The organism is Haloprofundus sp. MHR1 (assembly GCF_005155585.1).
Lineage (GTDB): Archaea > Halobacteriota > Halobacteria > Halobacteriales > Haloferacaceae > Haloprofundus > Haloprofundus halophilus.
The window spans coordinates 2,481,271-2,495,179 of the sequence record NZ_CP039833.1 but is presented as its reverse complement, the minus strand read 5'-3'; the positions used below and the strand labels follow the sequence as shown (position 1 = coordinate 2,495,179).

The 13,909-nt window shown below is 67.3% G+C and carries 11 protein-coding genes and 2 pseudogenes; 7 read left to right on the top strand and 6 right to left on the bottom strand.

Annotated features, from left to right (window positions below; all coding sequences use genetic code 11):
- Window positions 1-2: 2 nt before the first annotated feature.
- From nuoL to FCF25_RS12585, 6 genes are all read left to right on the top strand, one after another.
- Window positions 3-2,042, top strand: coding sequence for an NADH-quinone oxidoreductase subunit L (gene nuoL / locus FCF25_RS12610; RefSeq protein ID WP_117591628.1), 2,040 nt, complete (start codon window positions 3-5; stop codon window positions 2,040-2,042).
- Complete coding sequence (locus FCF25_RS12605; protein WP_117591630.1) at window positions 2,039-3,574, top strand: NuoM family protein; 1,536 nt, start codon at window positions 2,039-2,041, stop codon at window positions 3,572-3,574. Before nuoL ends, FCF25_RS12605 begins: the two co-directional genes overlap by 4 nt.
- Window positions 3,571-5,106: an NADH-quinone oxidoreductase subunit N gene (locus FCF25_RS12600; RefSeq protein WP_394338680.1), complete on the top strand. Its 1,536-nt coding sequence runs from the start codon at window positions 3,571-3,573 to the stop codon at window positions 5,104-5,106. Before FCF25_RS12605 ends, FCF25_RS12600 begins: the two co-directional genes overlap by 4 nt.
- 240 nt (window positions 5,107-5,346) lie before the next feature.
- Window positions 5,347-6,813, top strand: coding sequence for a DHH family phosphoesterase (locus FCF25_RS12595; RefSeq protein ID WP_117591632.1), 1,467 nt, complete (start codon window positions 5,347-5,349; stop codon window positions 6,811-6,813).
- A 69-nt stretch (window positions 6,814-6,882) separates the two neighbouring features.
- Entirely contained in the window at window positions 6,883-7,665 is a 783-nt protein-coding gene (locus tag FCF25_RS12590) for a CBS domain-containing protein (protein WP_117591634.1), read from the top strand.
- Between the two features lie 78 nt (window positions 7,666-7,743).
- Entirely contained in the window at window positions 7,744-8,013 is a 270-nt protein-coding gene (locus FCF25_RS12585; RefSeq protein WP_137048934.1) for a hypothetical protein, read from the top strand.
- Between the two features lie 30 nt (window positions 8,014-8,043).
- Here FCF25_RS12585 and FCF25_RS12580 read toward each other — a convergent pair whose 3' ends face one another.
- The 3 genes from FCF25_RS12580 to FCF25_RS12570 all read right to left on the bottom strand — a co-directional run bounded on the left by FCF25_RS12580 (window position 8,044) and on the right by FCF25_RS12570 (window position 8,793).
- Window positions 8,044-8,226, bottom strand: coding sequence for a hypothetical protein (locus tag FCF25_RS12580; protein WP_137048933.1), 183 nt, complete (start codon window positions 8,224-8,226; stop codon window positions 8,044-8,046).
- A gap of 117 nt (window positions 8,227-8,343) precedes the next feature.
- Window positions 8,344-8,577 (bottom strand): hypothetical protein, encoded by a 234-nt coding sequence (locus FCF25_RS12575; RefSeq protein ID WP_117591640.1) that lies wholly within the window; start codon window positions 8,575-8,577, stop codon window positions 8,344-8,346.
- Between the two features lie 27 nt (window positions 8,578-8,604).
- Complete coding sequence (locus tag FCF25_RS12570; protein ID WP_117591642.1) at window positions 8,605-8,793, bottom strand: hypothetical protein; 189 nt, start codon at window positions 8,791-8,793, stop codon at window positions 8,605-8,607.
- A gap of 441 nt (window positions 8,794-9,234) precedes the next feature.
- Here FCF25_RS12570 and FCF25_RS12565 point away from each other — a divergent pair, with 441 nt between their 5' ends.
- Entirely contained in the window at window positions 9,235-10,266 is a 1,032-nt protein-coding gene (locus FCF25_RS12565) for an NAD(P)-dependent alcohol dehydrogenase (protein ID WP_117591644.1), read from the top strand.
- Window positions 10,267-10,498: 232 nt separating this feature from the next.
- Here the strand turns inward: FCF25_RS12565 and FCF25_RS16085 are convergent.
- The 3 genes and pseudogenes from FCF25_RS16085 to FCF25_RS12555 form a co-directional block, all read right to left on the bottom strand.
- A pseudogene (locus tag FCF25_RS16085) lies at window positions 10,499-10,594 on the bottom strand (helix-turn-helix domain-containing protein); the annotation flags it as partial.
- Between the two features lie 176 nt (window positions 10,595-10,770).
- Window positions 10,771-12,096 (bottom strand): annotated as a pseudogene (locus FCF25_RS12560) (bacterio-opsin activator domain-containing protein); the annotation flags it as partial.
- Between the two features lie 243 nt (window positions 12,097-12,339).
- Window positions 12,340-13,764, bottom strand: coding sequence for a S8 family serine peptidase (locus FCF25_RS12555; RefSeq protein ID WP_137048931.1), 1,425 nt, complete (start codon window positions 13,762-13,764; stop codon window positions 12,340-12,342).
- Window positions 13,765-13,909: the final 145 nt, after the last annotated feature.

The window sequence follows — 13,909 nt, the reverse complement described above, 5'->3', positions numbered from 1 at the left end:
CTATGGTAGGTGCATTCGACTTCGTTCCGGCGATCGTTCTCCTGCCGTTCTTCTCGTTCCTGATAGCGCTCTTCGCGGGCAAGTACATGCCCAAAGGCGGGGCGCTCGCGGGCATCACGGCCACCGCGGGGTCGCTGTTGCTCTCGATATGGACGGTTCTAACGGTAGCGGGCGGCGCAACGCTTCGACAGACACTGTACACGTGGGCGGGCGCAGAGGAGCTCCCGTACGAACTGACGTTCGGGCTACTCATCGACCCGCTGTCGTCGATGATGCTGCTCATCGTCACGCTCGTCGCGTTCCTCGTCCACGTGTTCTCGCTCGGCTACATGAACGACGAGGGCGAGACCGGCCTGCCGCGGTACTACGCCGGTCTCGGCCTGTTCACGGCGTCGATGCTCGGCTTCGTCGTCGCGGACAACCTGCTGATGGCGTTCATGTTCTTCGAGCTGGTCGGGCTCTGCTCGTACCTGCTCATCGGCTTCTGGTTCCGCGAGGAAGCGCCGCCGAGCGCGGCGAAGAAGGCGTTCCTCGTCACGCGCTTCGGTGACTACTTCTTCCTCATCGGCGTCGTCGCCGTCTTCGCCACGTTCGGCACGGCGGCGTTCGCCGGCGAGGGAAGCTTCCCGGCGCTCGCGGAAGCCGCGCTCGCGGGCGAGGGCGCGGGCGACGTGAACACGCTGTTCGGTCTCGACCCGCAGGCGTGGTTCACCGTCGTCGGCCTGCTCGTCCTCGGCGGCGTCGTGGGCAAGTCCGCGCAGTTCCCGCTGCACACGTGGCTGCCCGACGCCATGGAGGGCCCGACCCCCGTGTCGGCGCTCATCCACGCGGCGACGATGGTCGCCGCCGGCGTCTACCTCGTCGCGCGGATGTACGGCTTCTACGCACTCACCCCGACGACGCTCGCCATCATCGCGTTCATCGGCGGCTTCACCGCCCTGTTCGCGGCGACGATGGGGCTCGTCAAGCGCGAAATCAAACAGGTGCTCGCGTACTCGACCATCTCCCAGTACGGCTACATGATGCTCGCGCTGGGTTCGGGCGGCTACATCGCCGCGACCTTCCACCTGATGACGCACGCGTTCTTCAAGGCGCTGCTGTTCCTGGGTGCGGGGTCGGTCATCATCGCGATGCACCACAACGAGAACATGTGGGACATGGGCGGCCTCAAAGAGCGCATGCCCACGACGTACTACACGTTCCTCGCGGGTTCGCTCGCGCTCGCTGGCATCTTCCCGTTCTCGGGCTTCTGGTCGAAAGACGAGGTGCTCTACGAGGCGCTCGCCCACGGCCTCGGCGGCAGTCCGCTGCTGTTGGCCGCGTGGGCGATGGGCCTCCTCGCCGTCTTCTTCACCGGGTTCTACACCTTCCGGATGGTCTTTTTGACCTTCCACGGTGAGCCCCGGACGGACACGGCGCGCAACCCCCACGGCGTCCGCTGGAACGTCAAAGGACCGCTCGTGGTCCTCGGCGTGCTCGCCGTCGTCGCCGGCTTCATCAACATGGTTCCGGTGGCGAAACTGACGGGACTGCACATCGAGTTCCTGCACGACTGGCTCGCGCACGGCCCCTCGGGGCTGACGAGCGAGCACTACGGCGAACTCACGAGCCAGTACGCGGGCTACTCGACGGGCGCCATCGGCAGCGAACTGACGACGGTGCTGCTGTCGGGCGGCCTCTCGCTGGGCCTCGCGCTCGCGGGGTCGGCGCTCGCCTACTCGCTGTACAACGTTCCCTCGCCGGTCGAGCACACCGACCGCCTCGGGGGCGCCAAGGACGTACTGTTCAACAACTACTACCAGGACGAGTACCAGGTGTGGCTGGCCAACGACGTCGCCCGCGGCATCTCCCGCGGTGCTGACAAGTTCGACCAGGGCGTCGTCGACGGCGTCGTCAACGGCATCTCCAGCGTCAGCCTGCTGTCGGGTAGTCGCGTCCGCCGCGTCCAGACGGGCGTGGTCAGCAACTACGCGGCGCTGTTGACGCTCGGACTCGTCGCACTGCTGGTCATCCTCGGTCTCGAAGGAGGTTGGTTCGTATGATAATCGAAGCGCTCATCGCATTCACGTTCGTCGCCGCACTGGTCGCGTTCGTCCTTCCGGACCGACTCGCCGGTCGCGGCGCGTTCGTTCTCAGTCTGGTTCCCGTCGTCGGGAGCCTCTACATGTGGTCGCAGTTCGACGCGTCCGGCAACGCCCTCCTGCAGGGCGGTCAGACCGCGTTCGAGACAGTCGTCCCGTGGCTCCAGGTCGCGGGCTACGAGATCTCGTGGTACGTCGGCGTCGACGGCATCAGTCTGCCGCTGGTCGTGCTGACGACGGTGCTCACCTCGCTCGCGATCGTGAGCGCGTGGACGCCCATCCAGCACCGCCAGTCGCAGTTCTTCGGCCTCATGCTGTTCATGGAGGCGAACCTGCTCGGCGTGTTCACGGCGCTGGACTTCTTCCTCTGGTTCATCTTCTGGGAGGCCGTCCTCGTGCCGATGTACTTCCTCATCGGCGTCTGGGGCGGTCCACGCCGGAAGTACGCCGCCATCAAGTTCTTCGTCTACACGAACGCGGCGTCGCTCATCATGTTCATCGGCTTCATGGCGCTCGTGTTGGGCCTCGGCGACTCCACGTCGTCGTTCGCGCTGCCCGACGTCGCACAGGCGCTGCGCGCCGGCGAACTCGGGTCGTTCTACGGCCTCGACGCGAGCACGCTCCGAGTCGTCGCCTTCGCGGCGATGTTCTTCGGCTTCGCCGTGAAGGTGCCCGTCGTGCCGGTCCACACCTGGCTACCGGACGCTCACGTCGAAGCGCCGACGCCGGTGTCGGTGATGCTGGCGGGCGTCCTCCTGAAGATGGGGACGTACGCCCTGCTGCGGTTCAACTTCACGATGCTGCCGGAGGTCGCCGTCGAGTACGCGCCGTTCATCGCGGCCATCGCGGTGCTGAGCGTCATCTACGGCGCGATGCTCGCGCTCGCACAGCAGGACCTCAAGCGCATCGTCGCGTACTCCTCCGTCTCGTCGATGGGGTACGTCATCCTCGGTCTCGTCGCCTACACCGCCTACGGCGTCGGCGGCGCGACGTTCCAGATGGTCGCCCACGGCCTCATCTCGGGGCTGATGTTCATGGCGGTCGGCGTCATCTACAACACGACCCACACGCGGATGGTCGGCGACATGTCCGGCATGGCCGACCGGATGCCCGTCACGACTGGCATCCTCATCGCCGGCGCGTTCGGCTACATGGGCCTGCCGCTGATGGCCGGCTTCGCCGCCGAATTCTTCATCTTCACCGGCGCGTTCCAGTCGACGGTCATCGCGGGTAACGGCCTCGCGATCTTCACGGCGGCGGCGATGTTCGGCATCGTCATCGTCGCGGGCTACCTGCTGTTCGCCATGCAGCGGACGCTGTTCGGACCGTTCCGTCTCGAAACCGACTACGAGGTCGGTCCGGCGCCGCTGCACGACACGCTGCCGCTGGCGGTGCTGCTCGTCTGCATCATCGCTCTCGGCGTCGCTCCGGAGATATTCTTCAGCATGATCACCGACGCAGTCGACCCGGTCATCGGAGGTGTGCTGCAATGACGGCACCCGCCGCACTCACCGCGCTCGCGTCGCCGCTCCAGATGGGCCAACTGCCCGAGTGGGCGGCGCTCGCGCCGGTGCTCATCCTCGCGGTGACGGGGCTCGTACTCCTGCTCATCGACAGTATCGACGCGGACACGACCAACAGCGCGCTACTGGCGGGCGTCTCGACGCTCGGTGCCGCCGCCGCGCTGGCGGCCACCGCGTGGTCGCTCGCCACCGGCGTCGGTCAGGACAACGGCGCGATCTCGCTGTTCGCCGACGCGCTCGTTGTCGACGGCATGAGCCTGTTCTTCACGGCCATCTTCACGAGCGTCGTCGTGATGGTCACTATCGCCAGCTACGACTACCTGCGCGACCACAAGCACCAGGGAGAGTTCTACTCGCTCGTGCTGTTCGCCGCCAGCGGGATGGCGCTGATGGCGTCGGCGAACTCGCTGGCAACAGTGCTCGTCAGCCTCGAACTCGCTTCGCTCCCGTCGTACGTCCTTGTGGCGTACCTCAAGGACAACCGCGGCAGTGTCGAAGCGGGACTGAAGTACTTCCTCATCGGCGCACTCTCGGCGGCGGTGTTCACCTTCGGCGTCAGCCTCGTGTACGCCGCCACCGGATCGCTCATCTTCGCGGACGTCGCGGAGGCGCTTAGCGGCGGAGAGTTCGTCGGCCTCGCCGGTCTCGGCATGCTGATGGTTCTCGGCGGCTTCGCGTTCAAGACCGCCTCCGTCCCGTTCCACTTCTGGGCGCCGGAGGCGTACGAGGGCGCGCCCGCGCCCGTGTCGGCGTTCCTCTCGTCGGCCTCGAAGGCCGCCGGGTTCGCCGTCGCCTTCCGCGTGTTCGTCGAGGCGTTCCCGCTGGCGACGGTTCCGGAGGGCATCAACTGGGTGCTCGCGTTCCAGATTCTCGCCGTCGCCACGATGACGCTCGGCAACTTCGCCGCGGCGACACAGGAGAACGTCAAGCGGATGCTCGCGTACTCCAGCATCGGTCACGCCGGCTACGCGCTCATCGGCCTCGCGGCGCTCTCGGCGGGCGGTAGCGCCAACGGCAACGTGCTCGGCGCGAGCATGGCGCACCTGTTCGTCTACGGCTTCATGAACACCGGCGCGTTCCTCTTCATCGCGATGGTGGAGCGCTGGGGCATCGGCCGGACGTTCGAGGACTACAACGGTCTGGCGACGCAGGCACCGGTCGCCTGCGTCGCGATGTCGGTCTTCATGTTCAGCCTCGCCGGCCTCCCGCCGTTCGGCGGCTTCTTCTCGAAGTACTTCCTGTTCTTCGAGGCCATCGAGAACGGCTTCTGGTGGCTCGCCGCCGTCGGCGCGCTCAACAGCGTGCTGTCGTTGTTCTACTACAGCCGCGTCGTGCGGGCGATGTGGTTCGAGGACCCGAGCGGGTCGCTCGACCTCGGCAGCCAGCCCGTCGGGCTGTACGCCGCCGTCATGATCGCCGCCGTCGGGACGCTGCTGCTCCTGCCCGGCTTCGCGCCGGTCATCGAGACGGCACAGACCGTCGCCGGAACGCTGTTCGCCTGAGCTCGCCTCGACCGCCGAGTTTTCGTTTTCTCCGTTTCGCACTGTGGTTCCGCCTCCGGGAGTGACGACGCTCGAAGCGCGAGGCGCGACCCGACGCCGGCGTCCGACCCGACGCCCGACTCGACGCACCCGTATCGCCGACGTCCGACGCGCCGACGTCCGACTCGACGACACCCGTATCGCCGCCCCGTCCGCCGCGAGGACGGTAGGGTTTTCCCCCGAGGCGACCGAGAGTCGGGTATGGTGAGGTGGCTGCTGCTCGGCTGCGGCCCAGTCGGTCACGCGATGCTCGAGATGCTCGCCGAGCGCTCCGGCCGCGTTCAAGTGATCACCGACGACCCCGAGCGCGTGACGTCGTTGCGCGAGGAGGGCGTCAGGGCGATACACGCCGACCCGACCAACCCCGAGAGCTATCCGACGACGGCCGAACTCATCCTCGTCGTCGGTGAAGACGCCGGTCGAAATCTCGCCGCCGTCGAGAGCGCGCGTCGCCGGTATCCGGACGCGCAGGTGACGACGTACGCGGGCGTCGACGCCGACCCGGAGTTCGTCGAGCGACTCCACGCGAGCGCCGACCGCGTCGTCGACGCGACGTCGGTGCTGACAGACCACGTCGTCGGGATGGTCGACCACGAACCCGCCCGCCGTCTCCGCAGACTGCTCACGGTGCTGCGCGAACTGGACGGTCCGCTCGCCGTCGTCACCCACGACAACCCCGACCCCGACGCCATCGCCAGCGCCGTCGCGCTCTGTCGGATCGCCGAGACGGTCGGCGTCGAGGCCGACGCGTGCTACTTCGGCGAGATATCGCACCAGGAGAACCGCGCGCTCGTCAACCTGCTGGACCTCCAGCTCCGGAATCTGGAGTCGAACGACGACCTGGAACCGTACGCCGGTATCGCGCTCGTCGACCACTCGCGCCCCGGCGTCAACGACGGCCTCGACCCCGAGACGCTGGTCGACATCGTCATCGACCACCACCCGCCGCGGGCTCCCGTCGAAGCGCGGTTCGTCGACCTCAGAAGCGAGGTGGGCGCGACGAGCACGCTGTTGGCCGACTACCTCGAACGACTCGGCCGCGACCTCGACCGGACGGTCGCGACGGCGCTGCTGTACGGTATCCGCGTCGACACGAAGGACTTCACCCGAGAGGTGTCGAAGATGGACTTCGAGGCGACGGCGTACCTGCTCGAGCGCGTCGACGCTTCGGTTCTCGAGCGCGTCGAGACGCCGAGCATGAGCGCCGACGTGTTCGAGACCATCGCCCGCGCCATCCGCAACCGCGAGGTTCGCGGCACGGCGCTCGCCTCCTGCGTCGGCAAGATAACCGACCGCGACGCGCTCGCGCAGGCCGCCGAGCGACTGCTCGACATGGAGGGGGTAGAGGTTTCTCTCGTCTACGGCTTCGAGGGCGGAACAGTCTACGTCTCCGGGCGCGCTCGCGGCACGGACATCGACCTCGGCGAGACGCTCAGAGACGCCCTCGGACAGATCGGCAGCGCCGGCGGTCACGCCGACATGGCGGGCGCGCAGCTCCCGCTCGGCATCCTCGAGAACGTCGAAGACGACGCCAAGGAGCCGCTGACCGAAGTGGTCCGCGGTATCGTCAGCGGTCGGTTCTTCGAGACGCTCGACACCGCGCCCTCCCTCGGCGTCGGCGATACCGAAGAGCTGACGCTGGAGTTTCCCATCGACGAGCGGAACTGAGCTGAGCGTCGGTACGGCTCGACAAGGGCGACACCACGCTTTTTGCCGCCCGCTCGCGTACCCTCCAGCATGTCCGGGAACGCCACGGTGAAGGAGTACATGACCCGAGAGGTGTCGACGGTCTCGCCGGACGACACCGTCGCCGACGTCGCCCGCCGAATCGTCGAGAGCGACGGCCACAACGGCTTTCCCGTCTGCAACGGCCGGAAGGTCGAGGGGTTCGTCAACGCCCGCGATATCCTGATGGCCGACGGCGACGCGCCCATCTTCACCGTGATGACCGACGACATCATCGTCGCGCACCCGGAGATGAAACTCACCGACGCCGCCCGCGTCATCCTCCGGTCCGGCATCCAGAAACTGCCCGTCGTCGACGACGCGGGCAACCTCGTCGGCATCATCTCGAACACCGACGTCATCAGGAGCCAAATCGAGCGCGCGACGCCCGAGAAGGTGGGGAAACTGATGCGGACGCTCGAACAGATTCACGACGTGCCGGTCCACGAGGAGCGCCGACTGATCTCCATCTCGTCGCTCATCCCCACGCAGGGGCGCGTCTACGCCGACGAACTCGAAGGCCGCCGGTACGAACTCGAACGTGGCCTCGCCGAACCCCTCGTCGTCATCGACAACGACGGGACGCTGCTTCTGGCCGACGGCCACCACCGCGTGCTCGCCGCCGCCCGCTCGGAGATGGACGAGATGGACGCCTACGTCATCGTCGTCGACGACGTGGTGGAACTCGGGATGCAGCGCACCGCCGAGAAAGAGGGGCTCTCCTCCATCGACGACATCGACATCGTCGACTACGCCCGCCACCCGCTCATCGAGACGACGAAGCGGTTGCAGTAGCCGAGCGACGGCGAACTCCTCGCGCGTTCGTACCCGGTCCACCGAAGCTGTTATTTTCGCCCGATAAAATCGAGTTTTATGGTCCTCGGAGCCCTCGACCCGCTGGGAATCTTCGTCGGTCTCTACGCCGTCGCCGTCGGTGTACTCGGCGTCGCCCGACCGCAGACGATGTTCAAGATGCGTCACTGGCTGTCGGTGACGAGCGACTCGGAGTTGAGCGAACTGGGCGTCCTCTGGTACCGGGTCAGCGGCGCGCTCGCCACCGTCTTGGGCCTCTGGCTGCTGTACGACTGGGGCAACGTCGGACTGGTCGTCGCACACTGGCTGGGGTCGTCCGCCGTACCGTAGCCGACTGCGGCGTCCGGTGCGGACGACGCCTCATCGACTCTTTCGCCGGTTCCGCCGCTCGAAGCCGAGAATGAGCAGGCCGATGACCGCCCACGCGAGGATGGGAATCGGCCGCGATAGCGGCCACCACGAGGCGACCGGGAGCGCCGCGAGAACGACCGACACCAGCGCCACGACGAGGAAGAACAGTCCGACCGTCTCGTTCGGTCTCATCGTCTCACCGTCGGCCGCCGCGAGTAAACCGTCTTCGACACGCGACGGCGGCGACACCGAGCGCGACGACTCGGCGTGCTCGGACGGTGACGGTACCGACAGTCGGCGGAGGGTCGTTCACCGCTCCGGCGCGTCGAACGTCTCTCGCCACTCCTCGACGAGTTCGAGCGCCGCGTCGCGCGTCTCGACGGACTCGCGGCGGTACGTCCGCCCCTCCGGGGCCTGTTCGAGTCGGTCGAGGCGAACGACCCACCGGCCCGCGCCCGTCTCCCGCAGGCGAATCGTCGCCCATCCGTCGGCACGTTTCCACTCGGTGAGTCGCTCGGTCGTCTCGGCTCTGGTCCAGCCCATACCCCCCGTTGGACGCCCGCGACTAAACTACGACGCCGTCCGACTGTCGCCGTCGGCGCTCGCGTTCGAGTTGACGTTCGCGCTCGCGAGCGGACCCGTCTCGTGACCGCACGCCGGACATACCGCGTATCCGAAGCAGTCGTATTCGATGACGTCCGCTCGTTCGGCCGTTCCGCACGCGCTGCACTCGAAGTACGCCACCCATTCGAATCCCATGTACGGTCAGTAGACACGAGTGTCCTTAGTTAATGAGCGCCTGTTCTCGGGTGCGCGAGCCTCTACGCCCTCCAGAAACGGAAGACTGAGCGCCTATCGACTCGGTTCGATGTCGTCGTCGGGCGAACGACGTGGGAGAGGTCGTTTAGCCGCGCGTCAGAGTCGAGACAGTCGAGAGCGCGCGGGCGACGACGCCGACCGCGTACGGCGCGTAAAGCGGTGTAAAATCGACTGCCGGCAGTCGACTCCGTCGACGTTCAAACGGTGATTTACATCGGAGTCGGGCCGGCGACGGCCGTCTCTCGGCCGTAGCGTTTCCGCAAGTCGTCGGTTTCGATGGCGAGGGAGGGCATCGTCTCGACGTCTCGTCGACGCTCCAAAGAGCTACCGCCATCACCAGTACCTCGCGGGGTTTATCCACTCGCCGGCAGTATGTCAGTTATGCGCACGGCTGTACTCTCCGAGGACCTCCAGTTACAGATAGCGGAGCGTGACCGCCCCGAACCCGAGGACGACGAGGTGTTGGTCAGGATGCGGTCGGTCGGCATCTGCGGGTCGGACGTTCACTACTACGAACACGGACGCATCGGCGACTACGTCGTCGACTCGCCGCTGGTGCTCGGTCACGAGAGCGCCGGCGAGGTGGTCGAGGTCGGGTCGGCGGTCGACGACCTCGGCGTCGGCGACCGGGTGACGCTCGAACCGGGCGTCCCCTGCGGGCGCGACGATTGCGAGTTCTGTCGCGCGAACGAGTACAACCTCTGTCCGAACGTCCAGTTCATGGCGACGCCGCCGGACGACGGCGCGTTCGCCGAGTACGTCGCCTGGCCCGCCGACTACGCGTACCGACTCCCCGAGTCGGTGTCGCTGCGGGCGGGCGCGCTCATCGAACCGCTGTCGGTCGGCATCCACGTCTGTCGCCGCGCGGGCATCGGACTCGGCGACGCCGTCTACATCTCCGGTTGCGGTCCCATCGGGCTGTTGGCGATGGAGGTCGCCCGCGTCGCGGGCGCAGAGCCGATTGTCGTCGCCGACGTCCTGCCCTCGAAGCTCGAACGGGCGCGCGAACGCGGCGCGACGGTCGTGAACGTCGCCGAAGAGAACCCCGTCGACGCCGTCGAGGAGGCGACCGGCGGGCGCTTCGCCGACGTGGTCGTCGAGGCGTCGGGTGCGGAGCAGGCCATCGGGGGCACGCTCGACGTGGTTCGTCGCGGCGGCACCGTCGTCCTCGTCGGTCTCGCCGCCGACGGCGTCGTCCCCTTCGACACCAACGACATCATCGACAACGAACTCGACCTGCTGGGGTCGTTCCGTTACCGCCACACCTACCCGACGGCCATCGAGCTGCTGGCGAGCGAGCAGGTCGACGTAGAGGGGATAATCGACTTCGAGATGGCTCTCGACGACGTCGACGAGGCGTTCCGGCGCGTCCAGGCCGGCGAAACGGTAAAAGGGATGATTTCGCTCGGCTGAGGGGGGGATGGGGGGTTGCCGAGCGAAGGGAAGTCAGAACGCGAGCGCGAAAGCGGAAGCGGCGGCACTCGACCGTGCGGGTCAGACACGGTCCGTGCCGACTTCGAGACGACGGGTGTCTCCGACGAATCGAAACGCTCGCGGGTGTCTCACCTTTGCCGGGTCTGTGGGGAACCCAGGCAGTTCGACGAAACCGTCGAACGATAAAAAGTGAGCCGCCTAACCGGTTAGGTCAGTCGACGTTCTGCGAGATGCCGTCGAAGTAGGCGGTGAGCAGTTTCCCTTGGCTGCGGCGGAGATGCTCGTGGAACGTCGGCGGCGACACGCCGAGCGCCTCGGCGACTTCCTCCGCCGTGCTCCCGCGGGGCCACTCGAAGAACCGGCGAGAAACGCCGTCTCCAGCACCTCCTTCTGCCGTTCGGTCAGCGCTTCGTCGAGCGCGTCGCGGAACTCGACGCCGCGGCCGTTCGTGCGCTCGCGTTCGCGCTGGGCGCGGAGCGAGACGTTGGGGTACCGGTCTCGAAGCGCCGTGACGACGGAGCGAACGTCGGCGACCGCCGGGAGTTCGACGGTCATAGAGCCGTCCTCGCCGTCGGCGTGCGCCTCCCTCAGGACGCCGCCGAGGTCGGCGACGACGGACGCGACCGTGGCGTCCGGCGGCGTCAGCCGGAGGACCGCCTCGTCGTCGTACTCGGCGACGACGACGGCGTCGCCGTCGGCCTCGCGGGCGGCCTCGACGACGGTCGCCGAGGCCGCTCCCTCGACGGCGACGAACTCCGAGAGCGAGCCGTCGTCGGCCGTGACGACGCCCTCGATGGAGACCGAGGCGTCAGCGTCGGCGGCGACGGTGAGAAAGAACGGTCCGGGGACGGTCACGTCGAACTTGAGTTCGACGACCGAGTCGCTGACGAGCGCGTTCCGCTTCTCGGCGGCGTTTATCGCGTAGCCGATGGTCTCGCCGAGTTCTCGCAGCACCGCGATTTCGTCCTCCTCGAACGCCGCCGAGCGAGTCGCGTACAGGCAGAGCACCCCGTAACTCGCGTCCCGGTAGACGAGCGGAACCGCCGCGGCCGAGTCGAGTCCGCGTTCGGCGGCCGTCGACTCCGGGTCGAACGCGTCGTCGTCGACGGCGTCGGCGACGCAGACCTCACCGGTCTCGACCGCTGCCAGCGCCATCTTGCCCTCGGCGTCGACCTCCTCGGGCGTCGCGTCGTCGAAGCCGCGGCCGCTGGCCCACGTTCGGGCGAGGACCGACTCGCCGTCGTAGCCGCGCTCGCCGATCCACGCGAAGCGGTACGGTCGCTCCCCGGCGAGGTGAGTACAGACCTCTCGCTCTATCTCCTCGCGGGTCGACGTCCGGACGAGCGCCTCGTTGACTTCTCGGATGACGGCGTTGATCCGGTTCAGCGTCTCGACGCGACTGGTCTGTCGCTGGAGCGCCTCGATGCGGCGCTTCCGCTCGGTGATGTCGCGGCCGATACCCGAGACGCCGACGGGGTCGCCGTCCTCGTCGTGGAGCAACGCGCCCGTGAACTCGTAGGGGATGCGCTCGTCGTCGGAGGTGAGAAGCGACGCCTCCTCCTGGGCCTTGCCCGTCTCGACGACGCGAACGATCGCCTCCGTGATAGCCGAGCGGTCCTCAGGTGCGATGAAGTCCAACGGTATCATCTGTTCTATCTCGTCGTCGCTGTATCCGGTCACCTCCCGCAGCCGACTGTTCCACTGCAGGAACCGACCGTCGAGATCGAACAGAAAAAATACGTCGGTGAGCGTGTCGATGGCGCTGTCGAGCAGCGCCGACGCATCCTCGTCGACACCTTGTCGCTGCATTGGTCTCCGTTCTGTCGCCGAGACAATAAGCGGCCCGTTCAATCACTGAGCCGATATCGTCCGCCGGTCGTCGCGGGCGACGACGGCGAGGGGGGCGCCGTCGACCGTCGCCGACCGTCGCCGAACGTCGGGGTCGGCGGAACCTGGCCTGAGTCGCCCCCGAGAGACCGTCCGCGGTCGACGGCCGGCGCCACAGCGTTCGAGGCGACCCGCGGGGTTCGGTCCCTTCGGTCGGCGTGGCGGTCAGACGAGCGTCGTTTCGTCGAGGGTGGCGAGGTCGCCGCCCTCCGCTCGCTCGACGGCGTCGTAGGCGTCGACGAATCCGGCGCCGGCACTGGCCGGTTCGTAGCTCGATAGCGCGTCCTCGGCTTCGGCTTCGACCGTCGCCAACAGTTCGCGGGCCGTCGGGCGACTCCCCTGCGCGGCGACGTGGGCGTCGACGACCAAGGCGGCGATACCCGAGACGTGCGGACAGGCCATGCTCGTCCCGCTGATGCTCGCGTAGTACAGTTCGCCGTCGCCGACCGTCGTCGCCCCCAGCGGGTCGTCCGGCGACATCGTGCTCACGATCTCGTTTCCGGGCGCGGCGACGCCGGTGCGGTAGATACCGAGCGGTCCCGACGCTTCGCCGGACTCGTAGTACGTCGCCAGGTTCGACAGCGCCGTCTCGCGGTCGTAGTTGCTGCCGTCGTCGCGGCCGCGCGAGGAGAAGTCGGTGACTCCTTTCTGGTCGTCCGTCGCGGCGACGCCGAGGACGTGCGGCGCCTTCGCGTAGTCGTTCAGCGTGTCGTACCCCGGTCCGGAGTTGCCTGCGGCGAACACCGGGAGGATGTCCGCTTGGTAGGCGTACCACGAGGCGACGTTGAGCGTCGCGTTCGGGTCGAAGTCGTCGGTACTCGACGCGCCGTAGGAGTTCGAGACGACCTGGTACGTCGAGCCGTCGCCGTTTTCGAGCATGTGGTCGAACGCCGCCGCCGCCTTGAGAATCGAGAGGCCCGCGCTCGTCGAGTAGGAGGTGAGCGTCGCCGCCGGTGCCATCCCCTTGTACTGGCCGTCGCTCGCGCTGCCGTCGCCGGCGACGGTGCCCGAACAGTGGGTGCCGTGGCCGATCTCGTCGGTGTCCAACGCGCCCGCGTCGAGCCACAGCGTCTCGGTGTCGGTGAGTCCCAGGGGGTCGCCGACCCACTGGTAGTTCGCGTCGAGGTTCGCCGCCAGGTCGGGATGGTCGCCGTCGATGCCGCTGTCGATGACGACGACGTGGGCGTTCTCGCCGGCGTAGCCGAGGTCGCTCTGGACCTCGGCCGCCCGAGTCACCTCGCGGCCGTCGTCGTTGAAGTATTCGAGGTCGCGGTTCGCCTCGACGTAGCGAACTTCGTCCCAGTCGGCGACGGTCGCTATCTGCGCCCCCGTCAGTCGGCTAAAGCCCACCGGGAGCACCGAGAACTCGTGGTAGCCGTCGACGAGCTCCAGCGAGTCGAGCAGACCCACGTCGTCGTTCGACTCGAAGACGACGAGTACCTCCTGTAGCGCGTCGCTCGCCGTATCCAAGGTGTCGTCGACGAGCGATGCGAGCGTCCCCGCCCGCGCCCGACCCGCGAAGGGAAGCAGCGATGCCGCGCCGGTCAGTTTCAGTACGGTCCGTCTTTCGAGCGTCGGTGTTTCGTCCATCGTTGGTGTCGATAACGTCGGCCGAGACGCGCCGCCTCCCGACGGCGAACGTCCCTTCGTGCCGAACGGACACACTTTCGATTGAGCTGACTAAATACATTAACCTAATTAGATTAGGCTAGTTGTAATAAGTGTGCGAAATCAG